12 protein-coding genes are annotated in these 17,700 nt (G+C 48.5%); all 12 read left to right on the top strand.

What is annotated here, in order from left to right; all coding sequences use genetic code 11:
* The first annotated feature begins 107 nt into the window (after nt 1-107).
* The 12 genes from MHH25_RS17265 to MHH25_RS17210 all read left to right on the top strand — a co-directional run bounded on the left by MHH25_RS17265 (nt 108) and on the right by MHH25_RS17210 (nt 17,658).
* Nucleotides 108-917 (top strand): MBL fold metallo-hydrolase, encoded by an 810-nt coding sequence (locus tag MHH25_RS17265; RefSeq protein ID WP_036673769.1) that lies wholly within the window; start codon nt 108-110, stop codon nt 915-917.
* Between the two features lie 179 nt (nt 918-1,096).
* Nucleotides 1,097-2,107, top strand: coding sequence for an aldose 1-epimerase (locus tag MHH25_RS17260; protein WP_340017644.1), 1,011 nt, complete (start codon nt 1,097-1,099; stop codon nt 2,105-2,107).
* 132 nt (nt 2,108-2,239) lie between these two features.
* Nucleotides 2,240-3,628, top strand: a complete 1,389-nt coding sequence (fumC, locus tag MHH25_RS17255; protein ID WP_076250332.1) for a class II fumarate hydratase — start codon at nt 2,240-2,242, stop codon at nt 3,626-3,628.
* Between the two features lie 176 nt (nt 3,629-3,804).
* A complete protein-coding gene (locus tag MHH25_RS17250; RefSeq protein WP_340017643.1) occupies nt 3,805-6,549 on the top strand; it encodes a CHASE3 domain-containing protein in 2,745 nt (914 codons plus the stop codon).
* Nucleotides 6,550-6,770: 221 nt separating this feature from the next.
* Entirely contained in the window at nt 6,771-8,393 is a 1,623-nt protein-coding gene (locus MHH25_RS17245) for a PucR family transcriptional regulator (protein WP_127550701.1), read from the top strand.
* Between the two features lie 239 nt (nt 8,394-8,632).
* Complete coding sequence (pucL, locus tag MHH25_RS17240; RefSeq protein WP_340017642.1) at nt 8,633-10,138, top strand: factor-independent urate hydroxylase; 1,506 nt, start codon at nt 8,633-8,635, stop codon at nt 10,136-10,138.
* Nucleotides 10,138-10,515 (top strand): hydroxyisourate hydrolase, encoded by a 378-nt coding sequence (gene uraH, locus MHH25_RS17235; protein ID WP_340017641.1) that lies wholly within the window; start codon nt 10,138-10,140, stop codon nt 10,513-10,515. The genes pucL and uraH overlap by 1 nt, the downstream gene beginning before the upstream one ends.
* A 43-nt stretch (nt 10,516-10,558) precedes the next feature.
* Nucleotides 10,559-11,962: an allantoinase AllB gene (allB, locus tag MHH25_RS17230; protein WP_340017640.1), complete on the top strand. Its 1,404-nt coding sequence runs from the start codon at nt 10,559-10,561 to the stop codon at nt 11,960-11,962.
* Nucleotides 11,959-13,266, top strand: a complete 1,308-nt coding sequence (locus MHH25_RS17225; protein WP_340017639.1) for a Zn-dependent hydrolase — start codon at nt 11,959-11,961, stop codon at nt 13,264-13,266. Before allB ends, MHH25_RS17225 begins: the two co-directional genes overlap by 4 nt.
* Before the next feature lie 6 nt (nt 13,267-13,272).
* Entirely contained in the window at nt 13,273-14,514 is a 1,242-nt protein-coding gene (locus MHH25_RS17220) for an alanine--glyoxylate aminotransferase family protein (protein ID WP_340017638.1), read from the top strand.
* The gene (ggt, locus tag MHH25_RS17215; protein ID WP_340017637.1) at nt 14,508-16,103 is read left to right on the top strand and encodes a gamma-glutamyltransferase; all 1,596 of its coding nucleotides are present in this window, start codon (nt 14,508-14,510) and stop codon (nt 16,101-16,103) included. Before MHH25_RS17220 ends, ggt begins: the two co-directional genes overlap by 7 nt.
* 232 nt (nt 16,104-16,335) lie before the next feature.
* On the top strand, nt 16,336-17,658 hold the full coding sequence (locus tag MHH25_RS17210; RefSeq protein WP_036613764.1) for a 5'-deoxyadenosine deaminase: 1,323 nt from the start codon (nt 16,336-16,338) through the stop codon (nt 17,656-17,658).
* The last annotated feature ends 42 nt before the right edge of the window (nt 17,659-17,700 follow it).

Below are 17,700 nucleotides of genomic sequence, written 5' to 3'. Positions count from 1 at the left end.
TATACCGTCTATTTTATTGGAAATGTTGAATAGATGATCCAGAAAAGGGAAGTCTACGAGATGAATGGAACCAGAGAGACAATCCGCCTAATGGGAGGTAACCGTGAATGGCATCTGACAATCTGATTACAGAAGGATTGACGGGACTTGAAGAAGTCGCGCCCGATATTCTCAGTCTACGTACACTATTCGTTAATGTCGTGTTCATCGGAGAGCCAGGAAGCAGGAACTGGGTCCTCGTGGACACCGGAATGGCGAGGTTCACAGATCATATTGTTCAGGTTGCAACAGAACGATTTCAAGGTCCGCCGTCTGCGATCATATTGACGCATGGTCACTTCGACCATGTAGGAACCGTTATTGAACTGGAACAATTCTGGGGTGTGCCAGTGTATGCTCATCCGCTTGAAATTCCGTATTTAACGGGATTAAAAGATTACCCGCCAGCGGACCCTTCTGTAGGTGGAGGTCTAATGTCCAGGTTGTCATTCGCTTATCCTAATGAGGCAATCAATCTGGATGATCGGATATTCAGTCTACCCAAAGATCATTCCGTTCCAGGTCTATCAGGATGGGAGTGGGTGCACACGCCAGGTCATACGCCTGGACATGTGTCGCTGTTTCGGGAAGCAGACCGTTTGTTAATTGCGGGAGATGCAATCATCACAGTGAAGCAGGAGTCGCTGTGGAGTGTGTTGCTTCAGGACAAACAGTTGCATGGCCCGCCTTCCTATTTCACAACCGATTGGCAGGCTGCTCATCAATCTGTCCAGCATATCAGGCATCTGGAGCCGAAACTTGCGATTACCGGGCACGGGCATGCCTTGAGCGGAGATATGCTGAGTGAATCCTTGAAGCGGCTTGATCTGGACTTTGAAGAGAGCACTGTGCCGGATCATGGCAAATATGTGGATTAATTGAACCATCATATGAAAGACAGCAGAGACAGCCGTAACGTATTGCAGCTGTCTTTTTCCTGTCTTTTTTGTTTTTCTATTATGAATTTGTTCTCTATCATAGATTGGTATTTTGCGCTCGGGCATGATATAGTCGAGCCGTATAATATAACCTTAGTATGCAGGAGGTACATATAACGATGACACAGCAAAATGCAGCATTTGAAGAACAATTTGGAGGGATTCCGGCCGTTTGGCTTCGTTTTAATCAGTTTGAAGCGGCAGTTATTCCTAGCGTGGGTGCCAACCTCGTTGCTTTTCGTGATACAGAAAAGGGTTTTCGTTACTTGAGAGAACCGAATCAGGACCAGATGGATGAGTTTATGGCTGCACCTGCGGTCTATGGAATTCCGATTCTTTCTCCACCGAACCGTTATGAGGATGGACGCTTCCCCTGGAATGGTAAAGTCTATCAGTTGCCTGTGAACGAACCGGCTACAGGTAACCATTTGCATGGATTTTTGCATGATGCCGAGTGGAAGGTTGAGGGATACGGTTCTGATCAGCTGGAGAGTTATGTGTTGCTTAGCCAGGACGTGAAAGAAGGACATACATTCCATCAGTACCTGCCGTTTACGTTTACGGTGACGCTTCGTTACTCTTTGAGCAGCCAAGGACTTCAGCAACAATTGATCGTCCGCAACAACGGGACTGAATATATGCCGAATTTGTTTGCATTCCACACGGCGATTGCTGTACCTTTTGCACCGGACAGTCAAGCCTCGGATTACACGGCTAAAGTTACGATTGGACAACGTCGTGAATTGAATGAGCGTTCTCTGCCAACAGGACAATTTCAACCGCTTACACCTGAGGAAGAACAATTGAAGACAGACGGGGTTAGTCCGTTCTTTGCTGCCATGGATAATCATTACACTGCGGAACCGCAGAATGGACGTAACTATATGGAACTTACGGACAACCGTACTGGAGACAAACTGGTATACGATGTGGGTACCTCCTACAAGCACTGGATGATCTGGAACAATAACATGGGTGGCGAATTCTTCTGTCCTGAACCACAGATGAACCTGGTTAACGCTCCTAATGTTGAAGGCGTACCTGCAGAAGAAATCGGATTGATCGGTTTGGAACCAGGTGAACTATTCGAACAGAGCAGCCGATTGTATCCAATTGCGTCACAAAAATAATTCACGCTCATTTTGCGCTACGCTTACAATTTTGTCGAAAAGGTGAAAACCTGCTCGCAAATCATGTATAATATGACGAGATACACAAGCTTTGTAGAGACCCAAACCATCTTTTTGGAGGAGGACAAGCAAGTGGAATACCGCATTGAGAGAGATACGTTAGGCGAAATGAAAGTACCAGCCGACAGGCTGTGGGGAGCTCAGACGCAGCGCAGCAAGGAGAACTTCCCGATTGGCAGTGAACATATGCCGATGGAAGTTATCCGTGCCCTTGCCATTTTGAAAAAAAGTGCTGCGGCCAGTAACCATAAATTAGGTAAATTATCTGCGGCTAAGTCCGATGCTATTGCTTATGCAGCAGACGAGATTATTGCAGGCCGAATTGATGACCATTTCCCACTGGTAGTATGGCAGACGGGAAGCGGAACACAATCCAATATGAACGTGAACGAAGTGATTGCCAATCTGGGGAACCAACTGCTGGAGCAAAAGGGCAAGGAAGAGCGTCTGCATCCAAATGATGACGTGAACATGTCCCAGAGCTCCAACGATACATTCCCAACGGCTCTGCATGTCGCAGGTGTTCTGGCTGTTGAGGATCAACTTTTGCCAGCAATCGCGGTATTAAAAGCCACTTTTGCAGACAAGTCGGATGCATTCAAGGATATTATCAAGATTGGACGTACCCACCTCCAGGATGCAACACCAATTACGCTTGGTCAGGAGATCAGTGGTTGGGAAGCCATGCTGGGCAAGAGTGAGCGTATGATCCGTGAAAGCGTACAGTATCTGAAGGAGCTTGCGATCGGCGGTACAGCTGTCGGAACGGGCATTAATGCACATCCGGACTTTGGGGACTTCACTGCCAAGGAGATTGGCAAACATACGGGGAAAGATTTTGTATCTGCACCAAACAAATTCCACGCACTTACAAGTCATGATGAAGTTGTGTATGCGCACGGTGCGGTTAAAGCGCTTGCAGCTGATTTGATGAAAATTGCCAATGATGTCCGCTGGTTGGCCAGTGGCCCTCGTAGTGGATTGGGCGAAATCCGTATTCCTGAGAATGAGCCAGGCAGCTCCATTATGCCGGGTAAAGTCAATCCAACTCAGAGCGAGGCCATTACTATGGTGGTTACGCAGGTCATGGGTAATGATGCAGCGATTGGTTTCGCGGCAAGTCAGGGTAATTTTGAACTGAATGTATTCAAACCTGTTATCATCTATAACTTCTTGCAATCCGTGCAACTCCTGGCGGACTCCATTATTGCGTTTAATGACAAGTGTGCCGTGGGCATTGAGCCTAATCTGGATCAGATTGAACATAATCTGAACAATTCGCTTATGCTGGTTACAGCGCTTAACCCGCATATTGGTTATGAGAATGCAGCCAAAATCGCGAAACTTGCACATAAAGAAGGCTTGTCTTTGAAACAGGCGACGTTACAAACGGGCCTGCTTACCGAAGAGCAATTTGATCAATATGTCGATCCAGCCAAAATGATCGCTCCAAAGGCCTAAAATCAGCCAAAATGAGCAATATAGATCACTGAAGAGGACGACCTGCACAAGCAGGTCGTTTTTCTTATGATTACCGATGAACTTAAAGCTTGTCAGACTATACGTATACATATAAACTACATATGCACCAGTTTTAATTTAATTATGGGATTCGTATATATTTGGAGGTTTCCGCGTTGTCAAAAACGAGAAGATTTACGATACGCTCCAAAATTTTATTGGGCTATCTTGTGGTTGTGCTTTTGTTTGGAGCTGTTCTGTTAGTGCTTACGGCCCAAATTAATGTGTTACAGAAGGAAAATGATTTTATCTCCCATCATGATCTGGAAGTACATAATCTGACCAACGCGATTGAAAAAAATGTCTTGAACATGGAGACAGGACAGCGTGGATTCATGATTACAGGTAATGAAAGTTACTTGGAGCCTTATTCCCAAGGCCTATCCCAGTGGAGTTCCAACTATGATCAGTTGAATGCTCTCATTAGCGATAATCCTTCACAGCAGCAGAGTCTGCAAAGCATCAAAGCTCATATTACACGCTGGATTGAGATCGCTGGGGAGCCGTCGGTGGACTTGAAAAAGCAAGGGGATCAAGCGAAAGTTGTTGCATTCTTTCAATCTGATCCGGGTAAAACTGAAATTGATCTGCTGCGCTCTCAACTTACAACCTTCCGTAATACAGAGATCGCTCTGACCGAGGCGAGGGTTACTGAACTTGCCAGACGCAGCTCCACACTGCTGACGATTATGTACACGCTGTGGGGTATTATTGCAGCATTATCCATTGCAGCTGCGATTGTGATATCCGGAAATATCGTCAAAACGTTGCGAGATGTTATGCAAACCATCAGTGATATCTCCAAAGGTGGAAACCTGAAGCAGCGAATTCAGGTGCGCACACATGATGAAGTGGGAGACCTGGGCCACGAAACCAACAAATTACTGGATGAAGTACAGGAACAGAATCGGGTCAAGGACCAGATTACAGGCATTGCCACACTCTTACAGAACCCGACCAATCTGGAAGGATTGTCCCGCTTGTTCCTGAACGAGCTTGCCGTGTTGTTTGAAGTTCCCTATAGCGTCTTATATTACTGGAAAGACAATCGACTGCTGCGCTTGGCTGCATATGCTGGGGATGGAGAGAAAGAACGTTCGCTCGGTAAAGTGTCGCTTGCTCCGGGTGAGGGGCTTGTAGGTCAAAGTGCTGTGGAGAAGAGAGTTTTACGCATGAATGATCTGCCCCAGAACTATATCCGAATCTCTTCGGGTCTTGGGTATACATCTGCCACATCACTTACTGTAGTACCGGTCCTCTTCGAAGGCAGAACGATTGCGGTAATCGAGCTTGCTTCAATGAAGCCGTTGCAAGAGAATGATATGAAGCTGATGCAAGAACTGACGGATATTTTTAGTGTTTCCCTACACTCTACCGTCACTCGCATGGAATTACAGCAATTATATGATGAGTCACAAGTTCTAAATGAAGAATTACAGGCACAATCGGAGAAACTTCAGGCTCAGACCGAAGAGATGTTGTCTCAGACGGAGGAACTGCAGATGCAGACCGAAGAGCTTCATATGCTTAACGATCGTCTGGAAGTACAGAAGAGTGCTGCAGAGACATCAGCCAATGAACTTTCGGTTGTGGCAGATCAGTTACGAACGAGCTCGGGGTACAAATCCGAATTTTTGGCGAACATGTCCCATGAACTGCGGACACCGCTCAACAGCATGTTGATTTTATCTGAGATATTGTCTGAAAATAAAAATCAACACTTGAATAGTGAAGAGCAGAACTATGCTTCAGTCATTCACAAATCAGGAAAAGACCTGCTGAATCTGATCAATGATATTCTGGATCTATCCAAGGTGGAAGCCGGACAGATGGAAGTGGATTTCGATGATGTCTATCTGGGCAGTGTTCCTGAAGTTATGAACCAGTATTTCCTGAAAACAGCGGAACAGAAAAAAATAGATTTCCGAATTCAGCTCCAAAGTCCTTTACCGGAAACGATCGTGACGGATGAGATGAGATTGCATCAGATTCTCCGAAACCTGCTCTCAAACGCATTCAAGTTCACCAGTGAGGGTGAAGTTGCCTTAACCATCTCCAAAATGAGTCTGGCTCATCCTGAATTGAAAGATCAAGAGACCGACGTGATTGCTTTTTCCGTCAGTGATACAGGGATCGGAATTGCGGATAACAAACTCGTGCAGATCTTCGATGCTTTCAAACAGGCGGATGGAGCTACAGCACGTAAATACGGGGGAACCGGACTTGGCCTGTCTATCTCTCAATCGCTTGCGAATTTGCTGGGGGGTTCAATCTCGGCAACAAGTCGTGAGGGGCAGGGCAGCGTGTTCACGCTATTCCTGCCACTGCGAAGAGATGAACCTGAGACTATGAATGCATCGCGGTTGTTCCTGGATGAGGTGGCTACCACTACACCTGAGATCAATAAGCTTCCTTCAATCACTTCCGGACAATCGGATGTTTTATTGACACCTCTGGAAGAAGCGTTGCTCAGCGGACGCCAAGTACTTGTCGTTGATGATGATATACGTAATGTATATGCCCTGGCTAACGCCCTTGAGCAATACGGTATGAATGTCATTTCAGCGCAGAACGGGTACGAGTGTCTGGAATTGCTGGAGCGTGGAGGAGTCAAGCCTGATATCATCATGATGGATATTATGATGCCGGAACTGGATGGTTATGAGACAACTCGCCAGATCCGTGAACGACTTGGTCTGACTCAGCTTCCGATTATTGCGCTGACAGCCAAGGCCATGAAAGAGGATCGGGAGAAATGTATTGCAGCAGGTGCTTCGGACTATCTCAGCAAGCCATTGAATATCAAAGATGTATTATCCCGTATGAAATTATGGATGAATCACGAAACCATGGAAATCTGATCTAAAAACCTATGCCGATTACAGGAAAGTGCGCTGTAATTAGGTCATAGGTTTTATTTTTTTGCCGTGTAAGCTTTATTCAGAAAATTGATGTTATAATACTTAACAACAAATAAAAGTTGAACGCATAAATATGGATTTAATTAGAAAAACAATACGAAATTTAGTTTCGTTAACCAGAATGACATAACATTGTGTTATATATATGGGAGGTATTGTCCATGCAACTTACGGTTAAAGAGGCTTTACAGGTGTACCCGTTGTCAGAGGCCAAACTGGTTGCGGGTGGAGAAGGGACTTCACGGATGATGAAATCCGTTAACGTCATGGACGCTCCTGATATCGCGGATTGGATCAAATCCGGAGAAATGTTGTTCACCACCGCTTTTATTATGAAAGACAGTGAGACGGATGCACTACGTTTGATGCGACGTTTGAATGAACGCGGCTGTGCAGGACTCGGCATCAAGCTGGGACGTTTCTGGCAGTCCATTCCCCAAGGTATCGTTGAGGAAGCTGATCGGCTTCGTTTGCCACTCCTTGAGCTCCCCTTTCAATTCACCTTCTCCGACCAGATGAATGCCTTGTTCAAGGCTGAACATGAACGTAGCAACCGTTTGCTGCATGAGGTTGTGCAAAAGCAGAAAAAATTAATGCAGTTTGCGCTGCAACAGCAGCCACATCGGAATGTGTTTGCCGAACTTGCCACGGTACTGAACTATCCGCTTGCCGTCATTGGTTCACGTGGGCATGTGCTGTATGGTAGTGAAGGCATTGCAGGGGATGCTGTAACCCAAGGCTGGCCTTGGAAATCCGTCATGCACCGAGTGAAATGGAATCAAGGGAGCTGTCATCGCGTACCGATTAAGCAAAATGATGAAGAGTACGGGTCGTTGCTTGTGTTTACGGATTCAGCCCTATCGCTTCGAGCAGAGGAGGAGCTGTTTCAACAGGCTGCCGATGTGCTGGCATTTTATATGGATATGACTTATCGCGAGCATATTAATCCGACCGTGCAAGATGAGATGCGTACACTGCTTTCACAGTATCTGGATAACAAAATGACTGTTCAGGAATTGACCACCTTGAGTGAGAACAAAGGTGTACATCTATTCCAGGGAACTTATCAGTGCGTATTGATTACACTTGAGCCGACTCTGTTTGCCGAGGGAAAGTTGCTTAAACAGATTCATCGCGAGTTGCAATACAATCCGCTGATGCAATTCACGGCCTCACAGCATTTTCAGATTGAGGATGGCATTCTGTCCATCTACACCTGTCCAACAGGGCGAGATTATGGAGAGGAGCTGTCAAGTTTTCTCTTGAGCCGTTTCGGTGATGTTCTGGCAGCGCAAGAAGCAAAAGGAGCACCGGCTCCGCGTTTCTGGATCAGCAAAATGAAACATGAGCCCAAATCGCTCCGTGAAGCATACCAGGAGTGTCTGGATACTCGACAACTGGCTCGTCGATTCGGCATGAAAGACCGTGCGTTGCAATTTGAAATGCTCGAATTTGCCTACGTGTTCCAACACGTACCGGATAACATCATGGAGAACTACTGCAATAAAGTACTTGAACCGTTACTTGCCAGGGACGGTGACCCCAATCAGGTGCTGATGAATACATTGGAGTCCTTTATCGAGAATGACGGACTGATCAATGAAGCTGCCAAGCAACTGTTTGTGCATCGCAACACGGTCACTTATCGTATGGAGAAAGTTGGCAGCTTGCTGCAAATGGACTTTAAGAAAACGAATGATCTGCTTAAATTAAAGCTGGTATTTACCTTCCGCAAGTTCGTGCGGGACAAAGCAGTTGCAAGACCGCACAATGTCCAACTCTAGACCGCACATTGTGCAACATGACAATGCTACCGGGTTAGACCCCCAAGAACCGCATTCCGTTGATGGAGTGCGGTTTTTTCATGTTTAAGGGTAACAAAAGCTGCTCTTCCCGTGCACAGCAAACAAATCACAACTCTGATGTTATGTTATATTACAAAATTGCGTAAATATTGTTGTCGCGACATTGAACGGCACTTAGAATGAAGAACAATAATCCACAACAGACCGGAGGTTCTAACATGAGCGACTTAATTAAACTTGTTAACAACTGGTCTATTACACAGTTTGTGCATACGTTTGGCGGCTTATTTGAGGAATCACCATGGGTGGCTGAGCATGCCGGGCTTTCACGACCTTTTGATTCATTTGAACAGATGATGAAAGTGATGAAAAACGTGGTTCAGGCATCGGATGACCAGGTGAAGTTGCAGTTGCTTCGAAATCACCCGGATCTTGGAGCGCGAATCAGCATGAGCAGCAACTCCGTTCAGGAGCAGGCTGGTGCAGGGCTGGATTCACTTTCACAGGAACAATTCAACGAAATTCAACAATTAAACAAAGTATATACAAGCCAATTTGGCTTTCCATTCATATTGGCCGTTAAAGGCCATACCGCAAGTTCCGTCCTCGAATCCATGCGGCAACGTCATCGCCGAGGCAGGGAAGAAGAATTCGAGACTGCAATGAAGGAAGTATTCAAAATTGCGGGCATTCGTTTGGAGCAGTGGCTTGCACAGATCGGTCATGAACATGAGTTCGTGAGCAAGCCAGCCACAGTGCAGCAGCGGACGATGTATTACGGCAAAGGGGATGTGTGGATGTACCGTTCCTACGCCAAACCGTTGACGGGTATCCAGTCCATTCCGGAATCTCCTTTTATGGGACGCAGCAATATTCTGTTTGGATTGAACATCAAGGTGGCTGTGCAGGGGGATGAATTCTTGCCTTCTTTTGCAGAAGGGGATAATTCGCTGGTGGTCGCAACCGATTCGATGAAAAATTTCATTCTCAAACATGCAGCGGATTACACAGGAGCGACGGTGGAAGGATTTCTTGCGCTGGTAAGTCGGCGTTTCCTGGAGACGTATCCGCAGATGAGCAAGGTTCAGATGACAGCGGACCAGATTCCGTTTGAAGATATACCCATTGGATTAGAAGGAAGTTATCGACCGAGTGCGCTCGTATTTCGTTATTCGCAGAATGATCGGGCGACAGCTGCCGTGGAAGCAGAACGATCAGGAGACTCAATTGAATTCAGCAACCATTTCAGTGGTGTAGCCGATCTGAGACTGATCAAGGTCAAAGGCAGTGAATTTGCCGGATTCATGCAGGATGAATATACCACTCTTCCAGAGACATGGGATCGACCGTTATTTATTTTTCTGAACATCAATTGGCGTTATGAAGATCCGAGAGATGGCATGGACGATCAGCGTGGACGGTATGTAGCGGCGGAACAGGTCAGAGATTTGGCTGCTGCGGTATTTCATGAGTGTCGATCCGCTTCCATTCAACATCTGATCTACCAGATTGGACGAAGGTTGTTAAGTCGATTTGAGCAACTGAGTGAGGTTTCATTTGAGTCTAACAATCGGACATGGGAGACAGTGCTGGAGGAAGTAAAAGAGGGGGAAGGCAAAGTGTTTACCGAGCCGAGACCGCCATATGGATTCCAGGGTTTCTCGATGACAAGGGATGATCTGGGAACAGACGGCCGTGACTCCGGGAAAGCAGGTGACGTCTAATGGCGCTGTCTGATGGACGAATTACAACTCATGTGCTGGATACATCCAAAGGCGTGCCTGCTTCGGGTGTTCGGATCGAGCTGTATACCCTGAAGAGGGATGGGGAGCAGGAAAGCAAGACAAAAGTGGCTGAATCGGTTACCAATGCGGATGGACGTTTGGATGCACCGCTGATGGATGGAGGCAAGTTGGAGCCAGCCATATATGAGCTTCAATTCCATGTCGAGAGTTATTACGCACAGCGTTCGTTGGAGGAGCTAGGCCAGGCATTATGGACGATTGTTCCGATTCGTTTTGCCGTATCTGATGCCTCAAGCCATTATCATATTCCGTTATTGATTGCTCCAGGGGGTTACAGTACATACCGGGGAAGCTGAACATGCACACATCCGGTTCTGATTCAGGAGGAGGGTCATCCACATGACAACATTTGATACCATCATCCGGGGGGCCCGGGTGGTGCTGAGAGATCGGGTAGAACAACTGGATATTGGTATAACTGGTGAAAAAATAACGGAACTATCCACGCGGCTGACCGCTGGTGAAGCAACTTGCATCATAGAAGCTGAGGGGCTTACAGTGATGCCGGGTGTCGTGGACATTCATGTACACTTCAATGAACCCGGACTCGCCAGTTGGGAGGGATTTCGATCGGGTTCGGCAGCTCTTGCCGCAGGGGGAATCACGACCTATGTCGATATGCCGCTTAACGGTGTACCACCAACCACAAGGCCGGAAGCATGGGAGATGAAAAAGAAAGCAGCTGCCGACCAATCCTATGTTGATTATGCCTTCTGGGGAGGTTTGGTTCCCGGCAATCGTGAGGAACTTGCTCCACTGGCAGGGTTGGGTGCTGCCGGATTCAAGGCATTTATGTCCGAGCCAGGTGGAGATGGGGAAGACATCTTTGCCAGAGCCGATGACCACACGCTATTGGATGGGATGCATGAAATTGCAACATTAAACCGTGTGCTGGCACTTCATGCAGAGGACGAAAGCATGGTTGCCCAACTCGGTGCAAAAAGCATTGCAGAAGGAAGGACTGAAGCGATGGATTATGTCCGGTCCCGACCTGTGGAAGCTGAAGTCATTGCCGTTGCCCGGGCGTTGCAATATGGTAAACAGACTGGGTGTGCGCTGCATTTTGTGCATATTAGCACCCGGGAAGCACTGGACTTGATTGCAGCGGCTAAACGGCGTGGGCAGGATGTCACTTCGGAGACATGCCCTCATTATCTGACGCTGATTGATCAGGATGTGGTCCGATTGGGTGCCGTAGCGAAATGCGCTCCACCGCTTCGCAGCTCTTCCGAACAGGAGCTGTTATGGGATGCACTGACGTCAGGATTAATTGATGTTATTGCCTCAGACCATTCTCCATGTCCGCCATCCATGAAACAATCCGATAACTTTTTTGAAATCTGGGGCGGTATATCTGGAGCGCAAAGCACACTGCTGATCATGCTGGAGGACGGACATCTTCAGCGCAATATCGACCTCCCGTTACTCGGAAGAGTGCTCTCCCTGCAACCTGCCAGAAGGCTTGGTCTGGAGAGCAAAGGAGAGATTGCAGTTGACAAGGATGCAGATCTGGTCCTGATTGATTGGGAGAGAAGCACAAGCCTGAACACAGAGGATCTGCTCTATACGCATAAACAGAGCCCTTATGTGGGACGTACATTTAACTGTCAGATTGCAGACGTATTTTGCCGTGGGCAACGGGTATATAACTCGGAATCCGGATTATCTCCTGTGCCTCTCGGGCAACACATTGTGGCTTACTCTTCTAGTCCCGGCGAAGCGGGAATGGAGGAGACGCCATGACAGAATCTGGAGTATACCGGTCATCCGGTACAAATAATGCACCTCTTCCTTTGCCGGATGTGGAACAGGTGGAGCTGCAAGCCATGCTTGACTGGCTGTCGACATATGGCGCGGATGCACAGGGCGGCGTTACAAGACTGTTGTATGACTCGGCTTGGTGTGAAGCACAAGGTGCCCTTGCATCCAAAATGCAGGAGAAAGGATTGTCTCCCGAATTTGACCAGTCCGGTAATCTGTATGGCACACTCAAGAGTGAGGGTAAGGAATCAGCGACTGGTGCTGAAGAATTACCGATTGTGACCGGATCACATATTGATACGGTGGTGTATGGCGGCAAATATGATGGTGCTTACGGTGTGGTGGCGGGTGTCCTTGCTTTGGAGTATTTGCAGAAGCATTTCGGAGCACCGAAACGCACACTTCAAGTGGTATCGTTATGCGAAGAAGAGGGAAGTCGCTTTCCTTTTGCGTATTGGGGTTCACGCAGTATAACAGGAATGACGACTCTGGAAGATGTAAAGCATTTGAAGGATCAAGATGGCGTTACCTTTGCACAAGCGATCCGGGATGCGGGTTTTGGACCCGATAGTGCATATAGACCTGCCGCGAAAAATTACGGTGCCTTTATTGAGCTTCACATTGAGCAAGGTCAGGTTCTGGAACGTCTTGGACATTCGATTGGAGTTGTATCCGATATCGTAGGTCAGAAACGGTTTAGTATTACCGTTAGCGGAGAAGCGAATCACGCAGGAACGACGCCGATGTCCTGGCGCAAAGACGCACTTGCCGGAGCAGCCGAGATGATTACTGTGGTAAGGAGTGTCGCATTGGATGCAGGAGAACCGCTTGTAGCCACGGTTGGGCGAATCACGGCCGATCCGGGTGTTGGGAATGTAGTTGCAGCACGGGCGGTGTTTTCACTCGATATCCGCCATATCCGGCAGGAGAGTATTGATCGCTGCTGGCAGGATATGCTCCAGGCATTTAGTCGTATCTCAGCCGAGCAGCAGCTTGTACTGGACTGGGAAGAGCATCTATCCGTCACACCTATTCCCATGAACGCACTGATGATCTCAGACATTCAGGATACCTGTGAGCAGGAGCAGTTGTCCTACTGGTTAATGCCAAGCGGCGCGGGACATGATTCGCAGATTTTTCAGCCGGCTTGTCCGACGGCCATGATCTTTGTGCCGAGTCAGGACGGTATTAGTCATAATCCACTTGAATATACAGCTGAAGCAGACCTGATGCACGGTTTTCAGGTTCTGGTCCGGCTACTCTATAAATACGGTTACGGGAGTTGAATGCAGATGTCCAACTATAAAGAGTTATCTCCGTCCTTGCGGACCATTATGACCCCGGGACCCGTTGAGGTTGATCCGCGTGTGCTAAGAGCATTATCCTTTCCGATCCTGGGACAGTTTGACCCGGAATTCACATCTTTGATGAACGAGACAATGGCGATGCTGCGGGAGTTATATATGACAGATAACGAGTGGTGTTATCCAGTCGATGGTACATCCCGTTCAGGGATAGAAGCTGTGTTGGTCAGCCTAATTCAGCCCGGTGACAAAGTTCTCGTTCCGATCTACGGGCGATTCGGACATCTGCTGGTTGAAATCTCGGAACGTTGCGGTGCAGAGGTTGTCTTTTTTGAAACGGAATGGGGAACGGTATTTGATCCGGAAGAGGTGATCAAGGCGATCCATACCCATAAACCAAGTCTGGTTGCGATGGTTCACGGTGAGACTTCCACCGGACAGATGCAGCCCCTTGCCGAGATTGGCAAAGCCTGTCGTGATCTTGATATTTTACTCGTTGTGGATGCTGTGGCTACCATTGGTGGGACTCCGGTGGAGACGGATGCGTGGCATCTGGATGCGGTAATGGGTGGTACGCAGAAATGCCTGTCTGTTCCTTCAGGGATGGCACCTCTCACATACAACAGTCGAGTGGAGCAGAAACTGATGAGCCGCAAAACAGTTGAACGCGGACTGCGAGATGCAACCAGTGCGAGGGCAGAAGGCCGCACGATTGCCAGCAATTATTTTGACCTGAGCCAATTGCAGGATTACTGGAGTTCAGCACGGTTGAACCACCATACAGAAGCTACCTCTATGCTCTACGGTCTTCACGAAGGATTACGTATTCTGCTGCAAGAAGGATTGGAGGCAAGGTTCCAGAGACATCTGGTGAATGAACGTGCGTTGGTCGCTGGAATTCAAGGAATGGGACTACAGTTGTATGGGGATATGTCAAGCAAACTTCCGGTAGTTACCTGTATCACCATTCCGGAGGGGATTGATGGTGAGTCGGTGCGCAGGATGTTGCTGAACGATTTCAGCATTGAGATTGCCAGTTCATTTGGACCGTTGAAAGGGCAGATCTGGCGGATCGGTACAATGGGATTCAGCTGCCAACGCAAGAACGTACTTCATGTGCTGGGAGCGCTGGAAGCTGTTCTTCTCCGTCATCGTCACGTATTACCAGCCGGTGAAGCGGTGCAGGCCGCATTGGATGTGTATGCAGGGAAGGAGGGTGCCTTATGTTAAACCAGATGCCAATCTCCAGGGAGGTCATGGTTACTACTCCTCATTATCTGGCGAGTGCAGTGGGAAGCTCCATCCTCCAGCAGGGCGGGAATGCTTATGATGCTGCTGTTGCGGTCAGTGCAGCTCTGGGTGTGGTATATCCGCATATGACCGGACTTGGAGGGGATGCCTTCTTCCTGATTCATGACGGAGCCAGCGGTGAGATTACCGCCTATAACGGAAGTGGCCGCTCAGCCGCAGGCATTCATGCCGATACGTTCAAAGCGATGGGCATGAATGCCATCCCTCAACGCGGTGTGCTTAGTGCCATCACGGTTCCGGGAATGGTGGATGCCTGGTGGGAAGTCTGGTCTCGGTACGGTAAGTTACCGTGGGAGCAGTTGCTTGAACCTGCCGCACAGTATGCGGAAAAAGGATGCCCTGTATCCCGGAATCTCCGCCTGTGGATGGAAAGGGATGAAGATTTCATTATGGGCCATACACCGCTGCGAGCGGTATTTGCGCCTTTGGGTACACTTTTGCAGGAAGGTGAGCTGCTGATCCAGCCTGATCTTGCTGCCTCCATTCGTCTGATTCAGACGGGTGGAAGAGATGCTTTTTATACAGGAGAGCTTGCGGATCGTCTGACTTCGGCTATTCGTGAGGATGGGGGCATGCTTGCTCCAGCAGACTTTGCAGGGCATCGTGGCGAGTGGGTGAAACCCGTTAGCACGGAGTATCGTGGCTATGAAGTTCATCAGATGCCGCCCAACTCGCAGGGATTCTCGATGCTGATGATGTTAAATATGCTGGAGCATACGGATCTGTCCTCTGTAGCACGTACCTCACCGGAATTCTATCATCTGATGGCGGAAGTGGTGAAAAAGGCGTTTCGTGATCGTGATCGTTATCTGACTGACCCGGATTTCAGGGATATTCCGCTGGATCATCTGTTATCCAAGGGTTATGGAGACCAACTGTGGAATGAGATTCAGTCTGCTGCACCTGTGGCACAGCCGTTTTTGTCCAAAACGATAGGTCAGGACACGGCGTATGCAGCGGTTGTTGATAGCGAAGGCAATGCCGTTTCATTCATCCAAAGCCTGTATTTTGACTTTGGTGCAGCGTATGTTCCGGGGGATACGGGGGTTATCATGCAGAACCGGGGGTCGTTTTTCTCCTTAGATCCGAGAGATGCCAACGTACTGGAACCGAACAAACGCTCATTCCATACCCTCATGCCGGGCCTCGTTACACGAGATGGAAAACCTTATATGCTCGTAGGTACGCAGGGAGGAGAAGGCCAGCCGCAGACACAATTATCGGTGCTTACCGGAGTGCTTGATTACGGGCTGAACATCCAGGAAGCAATCAGCCTGCCGCGTTGGGTGTATGGACGTACCTGGGGCGAAGAAGGCGATACGATGCGTGTGGAGAACCGATATCATGATGACGTATGTGCAACCCTTGCCCAATGGGGACATAACGTTGAAGCGAGAGCGCCGTGGGACGGCATTATGGGACAGTCGCAAGGCATTGTCATTCGTGAGGACGGCATGATTAGCGGCGCGGCAGACCCTAGGGGCGATGGAATGGCTATTGGATGGTAAACGGCTACAGGAAAACTTATAAGTTCAACTAGATATTTACACGTTAGCGGAGAGGACAGAAGTAACCTGAAGAAGCGAAGTGTTCGCCTTTATCCCTGGATTTTCCCCTTTACTAAAGTAGATAAAGAAATCTGGGGATAACAGCGATCGGAAGGTTAATCTGTCATCGGAGTACAAGTGTAAATATGTATGAGTTGTAATATATAGACAGACACAGATAGGGGAGATTGGCATGGGAACGATCCTGCTGAAAGGTGCACAGCTTGTGACGATGAATGCAGAAGAGGAAGTGTTCATTGGAGATCTGTTGATCGAGGATAACAAAATCAAGGAGATTGCAGCTCACATTGACGTTCAGGCTGACCAGGTCATTGATGCTCGTGGCAAAGTGCTGTTGCCAGGTTTCATCCAGACGCATATTCATCTGTGTCAGACCTTGTTCCGTGGACGTGCGGATGATCTGGAACTGATGGATTGGCTCCGTCAACGAATCTGGCCGCTGGAAGCAGCACATGATGAGGAGTCCGTGTATTATTCGGCAATGCTCGGTTTGGGCGAATTGATCTCCAGCGGAACCACGACCATTTTGGATATGGAGACGGTACATCACACGGACTCGGCGTTTCAGGCGATGGCACAGAGCGGCATCCGGGTCATCTCTGGCAAGGTGATGATGGATCATGGGGACGAAGTTCCGGAACCCCTGCGTGAGGATACAGCAACTTCGCTGCAACAGAGTGTGGATCTGCTAGAGAAATGGAACGGGTTTGGCGGAGGTCGCATTCAGTATGCTTTCTGTCCACGCTTCGTTGTATCGTGTACCGAAGAATTGCTGGTAGAGGTGCGCGACCTGTCGAATAAATATCATGTCAAAGTCCACACCCATGCCTCCGAGAATCGCGGAGAGATTGAACTGGTAGAACACGAACGCGGAATGCGTAACATCGTATACCTCGATCATATCGGTCTGGCGACCCCCAGATTGGTACTGGCACACTGTGTATGGCTGAGTGAGGAAGAGAAGGAGATCATCCGCAAACGTGGTGTCAAAGTCACTCACTGTCCTGGATCAAATATGAAACTTTCCTCCGGGGTAGCGGATATTCCAGATCTGCTTAATCGTCAGATCGCGGTTGGGATTGGGGCAGATGGTGCCGCATGCAACAACAATCTGGATATGTTTCAGGAGATGCGTCTCACGGCCCTGATGCAGAAGATCCCTCATGGCCCAACGGTGATGGATGCACGGACGGTATTACGCATGGCTACCATGGGTGGTGCAGAGGTGCTTGGCTTGTCGAAGGAAATCGGCAGTCTCGAAGTGGGCAAAAAGGCAGATATGCTGTTGCTAGATCTGGATGATTTCCACACGTACCCTTCCTATGAGACGGATGTCTATTCCCGCGTAGTGTATTCCGCAACACGTAGCTGTGTGGACACCGTGATTATCGATGGCAGCATTGTCCTCAAGAATCGTAAGATTCAGACGATTGATCGTGGCATTGTGCTGCGTGAGTCGGATAAGAGTATTGCGAGATTGATGAAACGTATCTGACTGAAGGAAGTTTATGCAATTCCAGAAAGGATGGAGACCGAT

It is taken from the genome of Paenibacillus sp. FSL H3-0457, from assembly GCF_037981725.1.
In the GTDB taxonomy this organism is placed as follows: Bacteria; Bacillota; Bacilli; order Paenibacillales; family Paenibacillaceae; genus Paenibacillus; species Paenibacillus amylolyticus.
This window is presented reverse-complemented; position numbering and strand designations above follow the sequence as displayed.

Bases quoted from the DNA above. Each gene is read 5' to 3' on its own strand.
- MHH25_RS17265 (WP_036673769.1), top strand. From the start codon at position 108: ATGGCATCTGACAATCTGATTACAGAAGGATTGACGGGACTTGAAGAA.
- uraH (WP_340017641.1), top strand. From the start codon at position 10,138: ATGGCGCTGTCTGATGGACGAATTACAACTCATGTGCTGGATACATCC.
- MHH25_RS17210 (WP_036613764.1), top strand. From the start codon at position 16,336: ATGGGAACGATCCTGCTGAAAGGTGCACAGCTTGTGACGATGAATGCA.
- ggt (WP_340017637.1), top strand. From the start codon at position 14,508: ATGTTAAACCAGATGCCAATCTCCAGGGAGGTCATGGTTACTACTCCT.
- MHH25_RS17245 (WP_127550701.1), top strand. From the start codon at position 6,771: ATGCAACTTACGGTTAAAGAGGCTTTACAGGTGTACCCGTTGTCAGAG.
- MHH25_RS17225 (WP_340017639.1), top strand. From the start codon at position 11,959: ATGACAGAATCTGGAGTATACCGGTCATCCGGTACAAATAATGCACCT.
- allB (WP_340017640.1), top strand. From the start codon at position 10,559: ATGACAACATTTGATACCATCATCCGGGGGGCCCGGGTGGTGCTGAGA.
- pucL (WP_340017642.1), top strand. From the start codon at position 8,633: ATGAGCGACTTAATTAAACTTGTTAACAACTGGTCTATTACACAGTTT.
- MHH25_RS17220 (WP_340017638.1), top strand. From the start codon at position 13,273: ATGTCCAACTATAAAGAGTTATCTCCGTCCTTGCGGACCATTATGACC.
- MHH25_RS17260 (WP_340017644.1), top strand. From the start codon at position 1,097: ATGACACAGCAAAATGCAGCATTTGAAGAACAATTTGGAGGGATTCCG.